Consider the following 16,629-nt stretch of genomic DNA (forward strand, 5'->3'; position numbering starts at 1 on the left):
CCTCAGTCCTCGAAGATCTGGCCGACGGGCTCGCGCTTCTCCGCCTGGAAGCGGTCCTCCGCGCGGCCGTAGGCCCAGTAGCCGGAGAGCGACAGGTCGGAGCGCGGCACGCCGCGCTCCGTGAAGACGCGGCGCAGGGCCTTCATGGCCCCGCGCTCGCCGTGCGCGAAGACGTGGACGCGGCCCTCGCGCCACGGGAGGTCGGCGACGGCGTCGGGGAGGAGCGTCGTCGTCCCGGCGGGCGCGTCGCCGCGCAGCACCCAGGTGACCTCGACGCCGGCGGGCGCCTCGAGCGGCAGGCGGTCCGCCTCGGTCCCGACCTCGAGCACGGCGTGCCCGACGGCGTCGCGCGGCATGGCCTCGATCGCGGCGGCGATCGCGGGGAGCGCGGAGTCGTCGCCGGCGAGCAGGTGCCAGTCGGCGGCCGGGTCGGGCAGGTACCCGCCGCCGGGGCCGGAGAGGACGAGGCGGTCGCCGGGCTTCGCGCGCGCGGCCCACGGCCCGGCGAGGCCCTCGTCGCCGTGCACGACGAAGTCGATCGCGAGCCGCTGCGCCGCCTCGTCGACCCAGCGCACGGTGTACGTGCGGGTGACGGGCACGTCCTCGGGCGCGAGCGTGTCGCGCAGCGCCGCGACGTCGTAGGGCGGCTCGAGGCCGAGCTCGGGCTTGGCGAAGTAGATCTTGACGTACTTGTCGGTGTGCTCGTTCGTCGTGAACGCGGCGAACCCGTCGCCCCCGGCCACGACGCGCACGAGGTGCGGGGAGAGCCACGCGGTCTCGAGGACCTCGAGGACCGTCTGGGGGCGGGCGCGCCGCGGGGCGGGCGCGGTGGTGGTCGACATGACAACCTCTCGTCGGTGACTTAGGTGAGGCTAACATCACCGCCTGGGCGCGGGGTCGTGACGCCGGTCACCGCCCTGCGGAGCAGCGCGAGTCGCGCGCTCGTGGGCCCGAGGGAACTCATACACGCACCCTGTGCCCTCCACAGCGGCCGCACAGGCTCGCCCGGCGGAATGGGGACGTCCTCGACCACGGCGCCCAGCGCCCCGGCACCCGGAGGCCTCGTGTCCCAGCCCGTCCTGTACCTCGTCGACCTCGTCGCGGTCACCGTCCTCGCGTTCGGCCTCTACTTCCCCCGGCACCGCCGCCGTGACCTCGTCGTCGCGTACCTCGGCGTCAACGTGGGGGTGCTCGCGGTCGCGGCGACGCTCGCGACGAGCAGCGTCGGCGCCGGTCTGGGGCTCGGGCTCTTCGGCGTCCTGTCGATCATCCGCCTCCGCTCGACCGAGCTCTCGCAGACCGAGGTCGCCTACTACTTCGCGGCCCTCGCGCTGGGCCTCCTCGGCGGCCTCGGCGCGACCACCGGCTGGCTGTCCCTCGCGGGCATGGCACTCGTCGTCGGGGTGATGGCCGTCGTCGACCACCCGCGCGTCCTGCGCCGCGCGCAGAGCCAGACCGTCGTCGTCGACCGCGCCCTCGCCGACCCGGCCGAGCTCACGCGCTACCTGGAGGAGCTGCTCGGCGCCGAGGTCCGCGGGGTGAGCGTGCAGCGCCTCGACCTCGTCAACGACACGACCTGGGTCGACGTCCGCTGGACCGCCCCACGGACGCCGCGCCGGGGCGCGCGCCCCGCCCGTCCCGCCGTCCTGCCCGACGACGTCCCCCCGCTCGCGGCCGACGCCGCGCCGCTCCGCGTGGCCGCCACGGCCCCGGACGGTCTCCCCGCCCGGACGGGGGTGCGCGCGTGAGCCCGCAGACCCTCCCGGCCGACGACCGCGTGCGCGCCGCCCTGCAACCGCTCGCCGGGGTGGACCTCGACGAGCTCGTCGGGACCGCCGCGCTGCTGACCCGGGTCGACCGGAAGTACGTCCTGCCTGTGGACGACGCGGTCGCCGTGCTCGACGCCCTCGCCCGCACGACCGCCGCGCGCGTCCTGGAGATCGACGGCGCGCGCAGCGCGGCCTACGAGTCGGTCTACTTCGACACGCCCGACCTCGCGTCGTTCCGCCTCACGGCGACGCGCCGCCGTCGGCGGTTCAAGGTCCGCACGCGCACGTACCTCGACTCCGGGACGAGCTTCCTCGAGGTCAAGACGCGCGCCGCGCGCGGCACGACGCTCAAGCAGCGCGTCGCGCACGACTGCCCGACGGCGCTCGACGGCGGGCAGGAGTTCGTCCACCGGACGCTCGCCGCCGAGGGCATCGACGGCGTGTCGGAGCACGCGCTGGCACCCGGCCTCGTGTCGCGGTACCGCCGCACGACGCTCCTGCTCCCCCGGCCCGACGGCGCCGCGCGCGCCACCGTCGACACCGGGCTCACGTGGGAGCTCGACCGGCCCGACGGCGCCCGGCCCCTCTCCCGGCCCGTCGCCCACCTGGCGGTCGTCGAGACGAAGGGCGGCTCGACGCCGTCGGACCTCGACCGGCTGCTGTGGCGGCACGGCCACCGCCCCGAGCGGATCTCGAAGTACGGCACCGGGCTGGCGCTGCTGCGCCCCGACCTGCCCGACGGCCCCTGGCGGCGCGTGATCCGCCGCCACCTCACCCCCTCCCCGGGCGGCACGAGGTCCGACCGGACTCCCGCCCACCACCTCGCCCGACACCCCGCCCGCACCCCCGGGCACGACGACAGGAGCCTGTGATGCGCATCCGACGACCCCTCACGTACCTCACCGCGGCCGCGGCGGCCGCCGTCCTCGCCGGCTGCTCGGTCCTGGGCAGCGACGCCGCCACGGACGACACGTCCGCGAGCGCGAGCACCACAACCTCGACCGCCGCGTCCGACGCCGTCGCCGGCCTCACCCCGGACGAGGCGCGCGCCGACAACGCCGACGCGACGGTGGACGACGCCGACCTCGCGGTCGACGAGGCGTCGGCGACGACCGTCGCGCTCGACGGCGGCACCGCCACCGTGGACGGCGACGGCGTGACCGTCGACGGCGCGACCGTCACCGTGACCGCCCCCGGCACGTACGTGCTGAGCGGCACGCTCGAGGGCCAGGTCGTCGTCGACACCGCCGAGGACGGCCTCGTCCAGCTCGTGCTCGACGACGCCGACATCACCTCCCCGACCAACGCCGCCGTGAACGTGCAGGACGCGGAGAAGGTCGCGGTGGTCCTCGCCGACGGCTCGACGAACAGCCTCACCGACGCCGAGGAGCCCTCCGAGCTGGATGCCGACGGCGAGCCCGACGGCGCGCTGTTCTCGACGGCCGACCTCGTGCTCGGCGGCGACGGCGCGCTCACCGTGACGTCGCACGCGGACGACGGCATCGTCTCCAAGGACGGCCTCGTGGTCGCGGGCGGCGACCTCACCGTCGACGCGGGCGACGACGGCCTGCGCGGCAAGGACTACGTCGTCGTCACGGGCGGGACGCTCGACGTCACCGCCGCGCAGGACGGGCTGAAGTCGACCGAGGACGGCGACGAGACCCTCGGGTTCGTCGACGTGCGCGGCGGGGACGTCACCGTCACGTCGGGCGACGACGGCGTGCAGGCGGTGACGGACGTCGTCGTCTCCGGCGGCACGCTGACCGTCACCGCGGCCGGCGGCGCGGGCTCCGACGTGAGCGAGGACGCCTCCGCGAAGGGCCTCAAGGGCGACGTGGGCGTCGTGGTCGGCGACGACGCGACGGTCACCGTCGACGCCGCCGACGACGCGCTGCACTCGGACGGCGCCGTGTCCGTCTCGGGCGGGACCGTCGAGCTGTCGTCCGGCGACGACGGCGTGCACGCCGACGGCGACGTCACCGTCTCTGGTGGCGACCTCACCGTCACGACGTCCGTCGAGGGCATCGAGGGCGCGACCCTCACGATCTCCGGCGGTGACGTCGACGTGACGGCGAGCGACGACGGTCTCGACGCGACGGTCGGGTCGACGACGGGCACCGGCGAGGGCGACGCGGCGGCGGGCGGCTCGGCGGCGGGCGACACGGCACCAGGCGGCTCGGCGGCGTCCGGCTCGTCCGACGGCACGATGCCGGAGCCGCCGGACGGTGCACCGGGCGGCACGACGGGCGGCACCCCGCCGGAGATGCCGGCGGACGGAGAGATGCCCGAGCCCCCGCAGGGCGGCGACCTGCCCGACGGCGCCGAGCCCCCCGACGGCGCGGACCTGCCGCAGGGCGGCCCCGGCGGCGGGGCGGGCGGCATGGCGGGCGGCGGCATGGACGCCGACGACGGCTCGTCGCTGACGATCTCCGGCGGCACGCTCACGATCGACGCGGGCGGCGACGGGATCGACTCGAACGGGTCGCTCACGATCACGGGCGGCGAGACGGTCGTCCAGGGCCCGACGAACGACGGCAACGGCGCGCTCGACGTGAACGGCACGTTCGCCGTCTCCGGCGGCTCGCTCGTCGCGGCGGGCAGCGCGGGGATGGTCGTCGTCCCGGCCACGGACTCCGAGCAGGGCTGGCTCGCCGCCGACGTCTCTGCGAGCGCCGGCGACACCGTCACCGTCGCGGCGACCGACGGCACCGTCGTCGCCGAGCTCACCGTCACCAAGGAGACGGCGAACGTCGTCGTCTCCTCCCCCGACGTGACGACCGGCGAGACCTACACGGTGACCGCCCCGTCCGGCTCGGTGACCGCCGTCGCGGGCGAATGGTCGGGCACCGCAGGCCCGGGCGGCGCGGCGCGACGGCCCGGCGCGACAGGGGACGGCGCTGCGGAAGACGGCGCTGCGGAGGACGGCGCGACGACGGAGGACAGCACGACCTCCGGCACGATCACCGAGTCCTGACCGCATGTCGCCCGGGCCGGAATCCCGGCCCGCGCGTTCCACCGAGGTAGAGCCCCGGTCACGCGAGGTCGAGGCGTGGTCACAGCTCTACCGACCCGACCGCGGCTCTCCTTCGCGTGCACCGCGGCTCTACGTCGCGTGACCTGGGCTCTACCTCGCCCAACCACGGCTCTACCTCGCGTGGACCACGCCTCTACCTCGCCCGACCACGGCTCTACCTCGCGGGACCTCGGGGCTCCCTCGGGGTGACCAGGGCTACCTCGGCAGGCCGGGTTTCTGTCCCCGCTCTCGTCGTACCGTGGGAGACGTGCCCAGCGACCCGACCGCACCGTCCCCGACCGACCCGACCGAACCGACGACCGCCTCCCCCGCGCACGTGGCGACGTCGGCCGCCGACCTGCCGTCCGCCGTCCCGACCCTGTCGTCGCGGCTCGCGTGGCGGCCGAGCCAGCCGCCGGCGGGCGCGGAGCCCGCGCCGCGGACGGGGACGGTCGAGGACGCGGTGGAGCTGCTGCGCGGGCTGCGGGTCACGGCGCTCACGGGCGCGGGCGTGTCGACGGACTCGGGGATCCCGGACTACCGCGGCCCGGACTCGCCGCCTCGCAACCCGATGACGTACCAGCAGTTCGTGCAGGACGAGGCGTTCCGCCGCCACTACTGGGCGCGCAACCACGTCGGGTGGCAGCACGTGCACCGCACGCACCCGAACGCGGGCCACCGGGCGCTGGCGCGGCTGGAGGACGCGGGCGTGCTCGTCGGGCTCATCACGCAGAACGTGGACCTGCTGCACGAGGACGCGGGCAGCCGCAACGTCATCGACCTGCACGGCCGCTACGACCGGGTGATCTGCCTGCAGTGCGGGCGCGTCATCTCGCGCGAGCACCTGGCCGAGCGACTGACCGCGCTCAACCCGGGGTTCCTGGAGAGCGTCGGCGACGTCGGCGACGTGGAGATCGCGCCGGACGCGGACGCCGTGATCGAGCAGACGTCGCACTTCCGGCCCGCACCGTGCGAGTTCTGCGGCGGGGTCCTCAAGCCGGAGATCGTGTACTTCGGGGAGAACGTGCCGCGCGAGCGGGTCGACCGCGCGTTCGCGATGGTCGACGAGGGCGACGCGCTCCTCGTCGCCGGATCGTCGCTCACGGTGCTGAGCGGGCTGCGGTTCGTGCGGCACGCGGCGAAGGACGGCAAGCCGGTCGTCATCGTCAACCGCGGCTGGACGCGCGGTGACCCTCTCGCGACGCTCAAGATCGAGGCCGGCACCACGGAGACCCTCACCGCCCTCGCCGAGGCGCTCGCGCGCTGAGGTAAGTCGGGTCGGGAGCGGTGGGGAGGGACGACGACGCCGGGTCTACCATCCGGCGCCTCGTTCCTCGGCGCCTCCCGCCAGGCCCGCCACGACCCGGCGTCGCCGTCCCTCCCCACCGCCGCGCAGGCCACCTCGGCCGCGTGGCAGCTCAGCGCTGCGCGCCGAAGAAGTCGCGGAGCAGCCGTGCGCACTCGTCCTCGCGCACGCCGCCGACGACCTCGACGGCGTGGTTCGCGCGCTGGTCGCGCACGAGGTCCCACACCGAGCCGGTCGCGCCGGCCTTCGGGTCCCACGCCCCGAGCACGAGCCGCTCGACGCGCGCCAGCACGAGCGCGCCCGCGCACATGACGCACGGCTCGAGCGTGACGACGAGCGTGCAGCCCTCGAGGCGCCACTCCCCCCACGTCGCGGCGGCCTGGCGCAGCGCGAGCACCTCGGCGTGCGCGGTCGGGTCGCCCGTCTCCTCGCGCCGGTTGCGCCCCACGCCGAGCAGCCGCCCGTCGGGCCCGACGACGACCGCCCCCACGGGCACGTCGGCGCTCGCTAGCGCGTGGGTCGCCTCGTGCAGCGCGAGGTCCATGAGGGCGTCCCACGTCCGGCGGCGCCCCGCGACCGTGGCGGGCGGGAACGCACCCTCCGTGGCAGGGATCGCGAGCCCGCGCGGCACGGTGCCCGACGCCGTCCCCTCCTCCGGGTGCGCGAGGTCGCCCCGGTGCGCGGGGTCGCCCGAGCGGGCGAGGCCGCCCGGGTGGGCCGGCTCGCCGGGGTGGGCGGCGTCGTCGGGCACGGGACCTCCGGTCGGTAGGAGCGGGCCGCACCAGGCTAGCGACCGGGCGCCCACCCCGTGCGCGGATCGGTTACCGGCCGGTACGGCGGACGGCCCGCGGTCCGATACCGTTGTCACCATGCGCCTGCACGTCGCCGACCACCCGCTCGTGGCCCACAAGCTGACCGTCCTGCGGAACAAGGAGACGACGTCCTCGACGTTCCGGCTCCTCGTCGACGAGCTGGTCACGCTCCTCGCCTACGAGGCGACGCGGGACGTGCGCGTCGAGCCGCACGAGATCGAGACGCCCGTGACCAGGACGGTCGGCGTCCGGCTCGCGGAGCCGCGCCCCCTCGTGGTGCCGATCCTGCGCGCGGGCCTCGGCATGCTCGAGGGCATGACGCGGCTCCTGCCCACGGCAGAGGTCGGGTTCCTCGGGATGCAGCGCGACGAGGAGACGCTCGAGGCGGTCACGTACGCGAACCGCCTCCCCGACGACCTCACGGGCCGGCACGTCTTCCTGCTCGACCCGATGCTCGCGACCGGCGGCACGCTCGTCGCGGCGATCGACTACGTCTTCGCGCGCGGGGCGCGCGACGTCACGGCCGTGTGCCTGCTCGCCGCGCCGGAGGGCATCCAGGTGCTGGAGAAGGCGGTCGGCGAGCGCGTCGACGTCCAGCTCGTGGTCGCGGCGGTCGACGAGCGCCTCGACGAGAAGGCATACATCGTGCCCGGGCTGGGCGACGCGGGCGACCGCCTGTACGGCGTCGTCTGACGCTCCCACCTGCACGAACACCCGCCGGGACGCCCCGGCCCCTGCTCGGCACGCCCGGAACGCGAGATCGCCGCGTTCCGCATGCTGAGAACTTCCACGGCTCCTCTTGGCGTGCCGTGCGCTCCGCTGCCATGCTCGCTCCCGTGAGCACCTCGACCCGTCCCGCCAGCGCGCCGTCCGGCGTGCTCCCGGGCGCGGTCGTGTGCGTCTGTTGTCAGGCCTGAACCCTCTCCCGCACCTCGGTTCAGCCCTCGACCCCTGCCGACCCGCCGGACTCCCGGCGTCGCCGTCGGCCCGACGCACCCGGAGCCACCCATGACGCTCACCGCTACCCGCCCCGCCCGCCGCACGCCGTCGGCCCGCGTCCCCGCCGCCCGGGCGACGACGCCGCGCCCCACCGCCCCGCGGCCCGCCCCCGCACCCCGCGCGGCGGCGCCCGAGCCCGCCGCCCCGCGGCGCAACCCCGGCTTCGTGCTCTACGTCGGCGTCGACGCCGCGCCGGGCGAGCAGCCGCAGGCGCAGCTCGTCGAGCTCGCCGAGGCCCTGGGCGAGCTCGCGCGCGACTGGCTGCCGAGCGCCGAGACGTACACGGCGCTCGCCCTCGCGGAGCCCACGACCGCGACGACGTCGCCCGTCCAGGACATCGCCGCGTTCCGCGAGCGGCTCGCGACCCTCTCGCCCGTGCCGCGCGTCGTCATCGACCCCGCGGGGCGCACGGTCACCGTGGAGGGCCGCTCCGCGCGCCTGACCTTCCGCGAGCTCGAGCTGCTGTCGTACCTCGCGCGCACGGCGCACCGCGTCGTGACGCGCGCCGAGCTGCTGGAGACCGTGTGGGCCGACCACGAGGTCGCGAGCGGCAGCCGCACCATCGACGTCCACGTGCGACGCCTGCGCGAGAAGCTCGGGCTGGAGCACGTCATCACCACGGTCCGCGGGCTCGGCTACCGGTTCGACCCGCAGACCCCCGTCGTCCTCGGCGGCTCGGGGGACGCCGCCTGAGGACCGCGCTGCCGGGCCGCGGTCGACGTGGGGGTACGTGGGGGACCACGCGCCCGGCAGCGCAACCCCCTGCTGTGACGACCCTCGCACGCCGCCCGCTCGCCGGGCGCGGACGCGCGTGCGGCGATACGTTCGGCCCATGCGCACAGTCATCGCGGGAGGTCACGGCCAGGTGGGCCGTCGCCTGGCCCGGACGCTGGTGGAGCGCGGGGACGACGTCGTCGCCTTCGTGCGGTCCGCCGCGCAGATCACGGATCTCACGGAGCTCGGCGCGCACGTCGCGCTCGTCGACCTCGAGAAGGACGACGCCGTCGCGGTGTCGTTCGAGCTCGAGGGCGCGGACGCCGTCGTCTTCGCCGCGGGCGCCGGGCCCGGCAGCGGGGCGCCGCGCAAGGACGCGGTCGACCGCGCGGGCGCGGCCCTCCTCGCCGACGCCGCCGAGCGCGCCGGGGTCGGGCGCTACGTCCTCGTCTCGTCGCGGGGCGTCGAGGCGGCCCGCGCCGACGAGCGCCCCGACGGCGTCGACGACGTGTTCTGGGCCTACCTGCGGGCGAAGGCCGCCGCGGAGGACGACCTGCGTGCCCGTACGGACCTGCAGTGGACGATCGTCCGGCCCGGCCGTCTCACCGACGACCCGGGCGTCGGGCTCGTGGCCCTCGCCCCCGTGGGCGACGGCGACAAGCCGCGCGGCAAGCGACGCAAGCCCGGCGCCGCCGTGGGCGAGCGGTCCGACGTGACGCGCGACGACGTCGCGCTCGTGCTCGCGGCGGTGCTCCACGAGCCCCGCTCGGCCGGTCTCGTGCTCGACCTCGTGGGTGGCGACCGCCCTGTCGAGGACGCGCTGGCCGACGTCCTGCCGTGACCGACCGGCCCGGCGACGGGCGTCGGGCGCGTCAGCCGTCGCAGCGGGCCTCGCGCTGCCAGATCAGCCCGAGCGAGTCACGGTCGGGCCGGATGAGGACGTTCGCGATCCGCGCCGTGTAGTTCCAGCCGCCGTAGGACACCTTGTCGCCGAAGCCGTACCACTCGTCGACCTCCCACGCGGCGTAGCACGCGGGCGCCGCGCTGAAGGGGTCGACCACGAGCTGCTCGGACCACGATCCCGCGTGCAGGACGTACTTCGCCCCGGACCCGGAGGCCTCGCCCAGCGCCACCGTGCGGCGCTCGCCGGCCGCGAGGTCCCACTGACCCTTCGCCTGCCCGGTGACCCGGAACGTCAGCGGGACGTTGGAGCCCGCGTTGTCGAGGAGCACGGACACCGTGCGGAACGAGTCACCACGCTTCGCGTCGTAGTACGGGTCACCGAGGACGAGGCTCCCGCCGGGCGCCACGACCGCGCAGTCGAGCGCGTCGAACCGGGCCGTCACCGTCTCCGCGAACGGGGTGCCGAGGACCGTGCGCGAGAGCTCGAACGTGACCGCACCGGACCGCACCGCGAGGGCGCCCGCGGGCAGGTCGACGCTCGCGCTCGCACCCGGTGCGACCTCGCCGAGGTCGCGCGTGCCGAACGGGGTGCGGACGACGACGCGGGTCGGCTCGTCGGCGTCGTTCCGCAGACCGGTCGTGAGCACCACCCCGCCCCCGCCGGGCGCGCACTGCGCCGTCGCCGTGAGGGTCGCCGCCCAGTCGGGCACGTACGCCGCGCCGCGGTAGGTCGCCGCGAGGGCGGAGTCCTGGAAGCCCTTCCCGAGCACCCAGCGGTACTGGCGGAAGGTCACCTTCCCCGCCTTGACGTCGAGCTTCCCCGTGTCGATCGTGAAGGTCGCCGTCTCTCCCGGCTTGATGCCGCTCACCGGGGCGGAGTCACCGGCCGCGCCGCCGAGCATCCGGGCGTCGAGCGTCTCCGCCGTGTCGTTCGTCAGGGTGCCGACGAGCCGGATCGAGCCGTCCTGCCAGCGCGCCTCGACCGTCGCCGTGCGCGCCCACGACGGCGCGTAGGTCGTCGCGGCGTACGACGCGGTCACCGTGCTCCCCGCCAGGCCGAGGGCGTGAGCCCGCTCGACCGCGAACGTGGCCGTCCCCGCCGGGACGTCGCGCAGGCGGGTGTCGACGGCGAGCGTCGCGGTCGCGCCCGGAGCGACCTCCACGGGCGCGGCGACGCCGTACGGCGTCGTCATCGAGACCCGCAGCGTCGTCGCCCGGTACGGGTTGTGGAACGTCCCGCGCACGACGGTCGAGCCGGCGCCCGCGCCCTTCGGCACGACCCACGTGGCGGTCGCCGCTGCGGAGCCGTCCGCGACGGACCAGTCGAAGCAGTCGACGCCCGGGACCTCGTGGCTCGCGAGGGCCGCGCCGTCGGCGAGCACGTCGAGGGTCAGCGACGCCTCCCCGACACCGCCGGGCACGTCGACGACGGCGTCCCGGCCGCCGTCGACCGTGCGCGTCAGGTCGTCGCGACCGGCGACGGCGAACACCACGGGGACGGTCGAGCGCGTGTTGTCGTAGCGCAGCGCGACCGGGGCGGACGACCGCTCGGTCGCCGGGTCGAGCACGCACGCCCCGACGGTCGGCGCGTCCACCGCGGGCGCGTGCCGTACGGCGTCGTACGCGGCGGTCACGACGTGCGACCGGCCCGAGCCGTCGAGCCGGGAGACGCGGAACGCGACCTCGCCCGCGGCGACCTGCCGGGAACCGGTGTCGAGGGTCAGCACGGCCTCCGCGCCGGGTGCGACGTCGACCGCGCGCGTCGTACCGAGGTCTCCACCGTCCAGGAGCACGCGCAGCGTCGCCGCCGCGTGGTCGTTGCGGAACGTGCCCTCGACGACGAACGACCCGGTCTCCGGCGACCAGCGCGTCGTCGCCGAACCCTCGACGTACCACTCGAAGCAGTCGACCGCGCCGACCGTGCGGGAGCCGAGCGGATCGCCGTCGGCCCGGACCGCGTACGTCGCAGGCGCGGCTCCCGCCGGGGGAAGCTCGACCTCGGCGCGGGCCTCTTTCGCGACCGTCCGCCTGAAACCCGGGTGCCCGTCGACCGTGAACTCGAGCGGGAGGGTCGAGGCCGAGTTGTCGAAGATCAGCATCGCGGCGGCGGACGACGTGTCCGACTTCGGGTCGAACACGCACTGCGCGACCGCCGCCTCCGGGACGACCGGCGCGATCATCTGGCGGTCGAGCGCGAGCGCGACGCCGCTCGGCGGCCGCGAGACGACCGCCTCGCCGCCCGACCCGACGAGCAGCCGCTCCTGCGAGAGCACGAGCATGCTCGCGGGCACCGCGGGCGCGTTGACGTCGACCACGAGCGAAGCGCTCTTGCCCACGCTCGTGCGCCCGGGGAGGTCGGCCCCGTGCCACGCGGGCGTGTCCGGCGCAGCGAGGTCGACCGTGACCGGGGCTCCGGTCTCGTTCGTTAGGTCGGCGACGAACCGCACCGCGCCGCCCGCGTTCTCCGCGCGGACCCGGACGTCGTCGGCCCCGAGCCACGCGAGCGGGACCGCCGCGCTCAGGGTGCGGCTCGCCGTGACGGCCTGGTCGTCGGCTCCGGCACGCACCTCGACGGGGACGTCGGCGGGGAGCACGCGGAGCGCGCCGTCGTCGCGCTGCTGGATTTCGGGCACGAACGCACCGTTCGCGCGCAGCTCGACCGCCAGCTCGACCGACCGTCCCGCGGACGCACCCCGGGCAGGCGCGGGCAGCACGGTGTCGCTCGCGCACTCGAGCGCGGCGCCCCGCGCGGGGGTGGTGCAGGTCCAGCCGTCGTCGACAGGTCGGAGGGACAGCCCCTTCGGCAGCTCGGGCACGGTGAAGCGGACGCCCTGGGCATCACGGTCGCCGGTGTTGGCGGCCGTGAGCGTGAGCGTCGCGGACCCGGGGTTCGCCGCGAGCGTCACGCGCTCGTCGTCGAGCCGGACCTCCGCGCCGACGTACTTCAGGGGCGGCGGCGTGAGGTTGCGCTCCACCGTGCGCAGGCCCTCCGCCTTCACGCGCGCCGGGAACTCGTAGACGCCGCCGCCCCGGGCCGTGACCGTGACGACGAGGTCACGCGCCTCGCCGGGCGCGAGCACGCCCACCGCGCACGCGAGCGTCCCGCCCGCGGCGGCAGGCCCGCACGGGAGCGCAGCCGTGCGCAGCGCGGGGGCGACCGACGCGCCGCGCGCGACGACCGACGACGTGACGGCCTCGACGCCGGCCGGCAGGTCGACCTCGACCGTGACGTCCTGCGCCGCCCTCCCGCCCGAGTTCGACACCGTCAGGCGCACGTCGGCGGGCTTGCGCGCCTCCATCTCGATGCCGGTCCCGAGCGCAACGTCGAGCGCGGCCGGAGCCGGCTCGGGCGGCGGGTCGACGGGCGTCGGCTCGCCGGTCCCCGGGTCGACGGGGGTCGAGCCGCCGGGAGCCGGGTCGGTGGGCGTCGAGCCGACCGGGGTCGTCCCGCCGGGCGCGCCCCCATCCGCAGGTGGAGCCGTCGTCGCGTCGGGGGTGGCGGAGTCCGTCGGCGCCGGCGGGATGTTGGTGGGGGACGTCGGGTCCGTCGTGGGGTCGGGCGTCGGGGCGGTCGTGCCCGAGCTCGGCGAGGGCGACGGAGACGGAGAGGGGGACGAGCCGGACGGCGCCGGGGACGACTGCGAGGTCGGTGACGGCGTGGGCTCGGGAGTGAAGGCCCCGAGCGCGCCCGCGACGCCCAGCCCGGCGACCGCGAGCACGCCCACGGTGACCGCCGCCGCGGCGATCGGCGCGGACGCGACCAGCGCGAGCAGGCCTCCGGCCCCGGCCGCGGCCAGGGCACCGCCGCCCGCTGCCGCACCGCCGACGGCCGCTGCTCCACCCACTGCGGCGACCCCCGCACCCGCGCCCGCACCGGCCGCTCCCCCGGCGACGCTGCCCGCGGCACCGACGGCTCCCGCCGCCGCACCGGCCCCGCCGATCACCCCGGTCCCGGCGGCACCCGCACCGGCGCCGCCGCCGACGCCCGCACCGGCCCCGGCACCGGTCGCCGCACCGGATCCGCCCGCCGCGCCAGACCCGCCGGCAGCACCCGAACCGCCCGCCGCGCCAGACCCACCGGCGCCCGATCCTCCGGCGCTCGACCCACCGGCGCTCGACCCGCCCGCGCCGCCCGACCCACCGGCGCCCGAACCGCTCGCCGTCCCGCTGCCGGACGCGCCCTGGAGCGCGGCCGCGAGCCCGCCGGCGACCGCCGCGCCACCCGTGGTGGGCAGCGCCGTCCCGACGAGACCGAGCGCACCCACGCCGAGCACGAGCGGGGCGATGACGGCACGCATGCCGTGGGACACGTCGCCCAGCTCGAGCACGAGCCCGCGGCAGTCGTCGCAGCCCTCGAGGTGCGACTCGACGCGCGCCGTCTCGCGCTTGGCGAGGCCCCCGCGCACGTACGACCCGAGGAGCGCGTTGACCGTGCGGCACTCCTCGGCGGGCACGGACGTGAGGTGCTGCTGGAGGTACGCCTGGCGCAGCCCCTCGCGGGCGCGGTACGCGAGCGCGGAGACGCCGTTCGCGGTGAGGCCCAGCAGCGGGGCGATCTCGGCCGGGGACAGGTTCTCGACCTCGGTGTACCAGAGCACGGCACGCCACCGCTCCGGCAGGTCCTGGTAGGCGCGCGTGACCGTCGAGCGCTCGAAGCCCTCGAGGGTCGGGTCCTCCGTCGAGGCCATCGGGCCGAACGCGGACTCGAACGTGCGCTCGTCGTCGGTCGGCTGCGTGCGCCGGGCCCCGCTGACGAGGTCGTACGACAGACGGCGCACGACCGTGAAGAGGTAGGCGCGGAACGTGACGTCCGGGCCGCCGCCGTTCTGCAGCACGGAGAGCGTGCGGGCGAACGCGTCGGACACGACGTCGTCGGCGTCGGCGCCCGAGCGGACGTACTGGCGCGCGACCGTGCGCGCGGCGCTGGCGTGCCGCTCGTAGAGCACCCCGTAGGCGCTCGTGTCCCCTGCACGTACGGCGGTGATGAGCTCGGCGTCGCTGAACGCCTCGCTGTCCACCCGTTGTGCCTGCGTCATCGTCACCCGCCCCGGAGACCGCCCCGAACCGAGGCTACGGTGGCCATAGTAGACGCCCGTCCATCTCACGGGCAGAGGGTTCCCGCCACCGGAACGGCGACGACGGTGCTTTCTGGCTTTCGTCCCCTTTCACCCGGGACGTGAGGTCCTGGAAACTTCTCGCCGTTCCCGCGTCATGGACCGCTCGCCCGCACGTCTCATCTACATGGACCACCTCCAGGGGTACGCCGTGCCCGCGACCGACGCCGTGCGCGAGCGGTGGCGGCGCGCGAGCGCCGACAGCGTCTGGCTACGGCCGGGCGACTGGTACCACCCTGCCGTCGACGCGCTCGTCGAGGCGTTGTGCGAGGAGCGGGACGCGACGCCCGCCGCCGAGCGGCTCGGCCGCGTCCGCGCGGAGGCCGGTGTCGGGATCGGCGAGGCCATCGACGACGTCGTCTGCCTGTACCGCGCCCACGACCGCGAGCCGGTCGTCGACCTGGTCCGCGGCGTGGCGGTCGGCTGGTCCGAGGGGTACGAGGCCAGCCCCGTGGCACCCGAGGTCCTGGACCCGGAGTCCGGTCTCGCGACGACCCAGTACCTGGTGCACCGGCTCCGCGAGACGTACGGCGCGGCCGAGCGCGCGGGCCTCGACGCGACCCAGACCCACGGGCTGCTCGTCGTCGACGTCGCGCTCGACGACCTCACCGGGTGGCAGCGGTTCGCGCGCTCGGCGGCGATGGGCCGCGCGCTCACCCACACGTTCGGCGAGGGCCACCCCATGGCCTCGATCGGCAACGGGCTCTTCGTCGTGCTCGGCGAGCGGGACGCCGACGACGCCATGGTGCGCACCGTGCTCCGCCACAACATCGAGCGCACCGGTCTCGCGCTGGGCGTGACGGCGATCCTGCGCCGGCCGCCGCGCGTCTGGCTCGAACCCCTCCCCCGCACCCACACGGCGGCCGTCCAGCTCCTCGACACGCTCCAGCGCTGACACGACGACGCCCCGACCCACGCGGGCGAGCACGTGGTCCGGGGCGTCCGGGGGCGTCTGCGGCCGGTGGGTGACCGACCGCCCGCGAGCAAGGCGGCGACCGCGCGTCAGCGCGGCGTGAAGGTGAGGCAGTCGGCGCGATCCTCGCCGGACGCGCCCGCCCCGACGCGGATCGACGGCGCGGAGCACTCGAGCGAGGCGTTGTGGACGCACTCCGTGCGCTGGCAGGCCCCGACGTGCGCGAGCACCTTCTCCAGCCCGCCCTTCGTGCCCAGCGGGATGAACGTGGCGCACTCGGCGTCGCCCGTGTGACCGGCGATCGTCACGGCGCCCGCGTGGCACCCGTGGTCGTGGTTGTAGCCGCAGCCGTCGATGGAACACTCGACGACCTGGGGCATCTCCGTGAGGCTGCTCATCGCGATCTCCTGTCTCCGAGGACCCGCCGTGGGTCGGTCTCCGCGTTCCACGGTATTCCCGGAATTCCTCGGTGTATAGCAAGGAAGGCCTTGCTTAGAAATGCAGGAATGCGCAGCAATTAGCGCACGGCATTCTTGCGGAAATGCCGCGTCGCAGGTCAGTTGTCGGTGCCGTCGGCCCGGGGCCGCCAGATGACGAGCGCGCGCGCCTCGCCGTGCTCGACGAGCGTCTCGCGCAGGGCCTCCTCCACCCCGCGCCGCACGCTGCGCCCGCGCGGCACGACGACGACGTCGCCGCTCGCCGCGGCGGCGAACACGCGGCCGCCCGGCTCGACGCGCGCCGAGAGCGCCTCGATGCGCCGCTCGAGCCGCTCGACCTGGGACTCGAGGGCGAGGATCCGCTGGATGCCCGCGAGGTTGATGCCCTCGTCGTGGCTGAGGCGCTGCACCTCGAGCAGCTTCGCGACGTCGCGCAGCGAGTACCGCCGCCCCCGGCCCGCGGTGCGGCGGGGCACCACGAGGCCGAGGCGGTCGTACTGGCGCAGCGTCTGCGGGTGCATGCCCGCGAGCGCGGCCGCCTGCGAGATGACGAGGACGGGCGCGTCCTGGTCGACGTCGCTCGCGGGAGCGCGTCCGACGCCGCCCGAGTCCCCACCGATCGAGAGATGATGAGTTTCCTGCTGGGGCA

General features: G+C 75.9%; 13 protein-coding genes. 8 read left to right on the forward strand and 5 right to left on the reverse strand.

What is annotated here, in order from left to right:
• Positions 1-2: 2 nt before the first annotated feature.
• On the reverse strand, positions 3-842 hold the full coding sequence (locus tag ACPCUX_RS14880; protein ID WP_423389064.1) for a siderophore-interacting protein: 840 nt from the start codon (positions 840-842) through the stop codon (positions 3-5).
• 222 nt (positions 843-1,064) lie between these two features.
• On the opposite strand from ACPCUX_RS14880, the gene ACPCUX_RS14885 reads away from it, so the two are divergent.
• The 4 genes from ACPCUX_RS14885 (at position 1,065) to ACPCUX_RS14900 (ending at position 6,049) form a co-directional block, all read left to right on the forward strand.
• Positions 1,065-1,748, forward strand: coding sequence for a DUF4956 domain-containing protein (locus ACPCUX_RS14885; protein WP_198163170.1), 684 nt, complete (start codon positions 1,065-1,067; stop codon positions 1,746-1,748).
• On the forward strand, positions 1,745-2,641 hold the full coding sequence (locus ACPCUX_RS14890) for a polyphosphate polymerase domain-containing protein (RefSeq protein ID WP_423389065.1): 897 nt from the start codon (positions 1,745-1,747) through the stop codon (positions 2,639-2,641). Before ACPCUX_RS14885 ends, ACPCUX_RS14890 begins: the two co-directional genes overlap by 4 nt.
• On the forward strand, positions 2,641-4,743 hold the full coding sequence (locus ACPCUX_RS14895) for a carbohydrate-binding domain-containing protein (protein ID WP_423389066.1): 2,103 nt from the start codon (positions 2,641-2,643) through the stop codon (positions 4,741-4,743). The genes ACPCUX_RS14890 and ACPCUX_RS14895 overlap by 1 nt, the downstream gene beginning before the upstream one ends.
• Positions 4,744-5,245: 502 nt before the next feature.
• A complete protein-coding gene (locus tag ACPCUX_RS14900) occupies positions 5,246-6,049 on the forward strand; it encodes an NAD-dependent protein deacetylase (protein WP_043656515.1) in 804 nt (267 codons plus the stop codon).
• Positions 6,050-6,200: 151 nt separating this feature from the next.
• Here the strand turns inward: ACPCUX_RS14900 and ACPCUX_RS14905 are convergent, their stop codons facing one another.
• Positions 6,201-6,632, reverse strand: coding sequence for a nucleoside deaminase (locus ACPCUX_RS14905; protein ID WP_034651992.1), 432 nt, complete (start codon positions 6,630-6,632; stop codon positions 6,201-6,203).
• 325 nt (positions 6,633-6,957) lie between these two features.
• Between ACPCUX_RS14905 and upp the strand changes: the two genes are divergently transcribed.
• From upp to ACPCUX_RS14920, 3 genes are all read left to right on the forward strand, one after another.
• Positions 6,958-7,593, forward strand: a complete 636-nt coding sequence (gene upp / locus ACPCUX_RS14910; protein WP_021482058.1) for a uracil phosphoribosyltransferase — start codon at positions 6,958-6,960, stop codon at positions 7,591-7,593.
• Positions 7,594-7,908: 315 nt separating this feature from the next.
• Positions 7,909-8,592 (forward strand): winged helix-turn-helix domain-containing protein, encoded by a 684-nt coding sequence (locus tag ACPCUX_RS14915; protein WP_168945332.1) that lies wholly within the window; start codon positions 7,909-7,911, stop codon positions 8,590-8,592.
• A gap of 139 nt (positions 8,593-8,731) precedes the next feature.
• Positions 8,732-9,454 (forward strand): NAD(P)-binding oxidoreductase, encoded by a 723-nt coding sequence (locus tag ACPCUX_RS14920; RefSeq protein ID WP_034651883.1) that lies wholly within the window; start codon positions 8,732-8,734, stop codon positions 9,452-9,454.
• 31 nt (positions 9,455-9,485) lie between these two features.
• Here the strand turns inward: ACPCUX_RS14920 and ACPCUX_RS14925 are convergent, their stop codons facing one another.
• Complete coding sequence (locus ACPCUX_RS14925; protein ID WP_423389067.1) at positions 9,486-14,534, reverse strand: sigma-70 family RNA polymerase sigma factor; 5,049 nt, start codon at positions 14,532-14,534, stop codon at positions 9,486-9,488.
• A 193-nt stretch (positions 14,535-14,727) separates the two neighbouring features.
• Between ACPCUX_RS14925 and ACPCUX_RS14930 the strand changes: the two genes are divergently transcribed.
• Positions 14,728-15,525, forward strand: coding sequence for a hypothetical protein (locus ACPCUX_RS14930; protein WP_244985581.1), 798 nt, complete (start codon positions 14,728-14,730; stop codon positions 15,523-15,525).
• Positions 15,526-15,632: 107 nt separating this feature from the next.
• Here ACPCUX_RS14930 and ACPCUX_RS14935 read toward each other — a convergent pair whose 3' ends face one another.
• Both ACPCUX_RS14935 and ACPCUX_RS14940 read right to left on the reverse strand, forming a co-directional pair.
• Positions 15,633-15,941: a DUF1540 domain-containing protein gene (locus tag ACPCUX_RS14935; protein WP_021482763.1), complete on the reverse strand. Its 309-nt coding sequence runs from the start codon at positions 15,939-15,941 to the stop codon at positions 15,633-15,635.
• A gap of 158 nt (positions 15,942-16,099) precedes the next feature.
• Complete coding sequence (locus ACPCUX_RS14940) at positions 16,100-16,501, reverse strand: heat shock protein transcriptional repressor HspR (RefSeq protein WP_051028413.1); 402 nt, start codon at positions 16,499-16,501, stop codon at positions 16,100-16,102.
• Between the last annotated feature and the right edge of the window lie 128 nt (positions 16,502-16,629).

Origin of the sequence: Cellulosimicrobium sp. AB352, assembly GCF_049538415.1 — a bacterium.
In the GTDB taxonomy this organism is placed as follows: domain Bacteria; phylum Actinomycetota; class Actinomycetes; order Actinomycetales; family Cellulomonadaceae; genus Cellulosimicrobium; species Cellulosimicrobium funkei.

Bases quoted from the DNA above. Each gene is read 5' to 3' on its own strand.
- ACPCUX_RS14880 (WP_423389064.1), bottom strand. From the start codon at position 842: ATGTCGACCACCACCGCGCCCGCCCCGCGGCGCGCCCGCCCCCAGACG.
- ACPCUX_RS14895 (WP_423389066.1), top strand. From the start codon at position 2,641: ATGCGCATCCGACGACCCCTCACGTACCTCACCGCGGCCGCGGCGGCC.
- ACPCUX_RS14905 (WP_034651992.1), bottom strand. From the start codon at position 6,632: ATGGACCTCGCGCTGCACGAGGCGACCCACGCGCTAGCGAGCGCCGAC.
- upp (WP_021482058.1), top strand. From the start codon at position 6,958: ATGCGCCTGCACGTCGCCGACCACCCGCTCGTGGCCCACAAGCTGACC.
- ACPCUX_RS14915 (WP_168945332.1), top strand. From the start codon at position 7,909: ATGACGCTCACCGCTACCCGCCCCGCCCGCCGCACGCCGTCGGCCCGC.
- ACPCUX_RS14920 (WP_034651883.1), top strand. From the start codon at position 8,732: ATGCGCACAGTCATCGCGGGAGGTCACGGCCAGGTGGGCCGTCGCCTG.
- ACPCUX_RS14930 (WP_244985581.1), top strand. From the start codon at position 14,728: ATGGACCGCTCGCCCGCACGTCTCATCTACATGGACCACCTCCAGGGG.
- ACPCUX_RS14935 (WP_021482763.1), bottom strand. From the start codon at position 15,941: ATGAGCAGCCTCACGGAGATGCCCCAGGTCGTCGAGTGTTCCATCGAC.
- ACPCUX_RS14940 (WP_051028413.1), bottom strand. From the start codon at position 16,501: ATGCACCCGCAGACGCTGCGCCAGTACGACCGCCTCGGCCTCGTGGTG.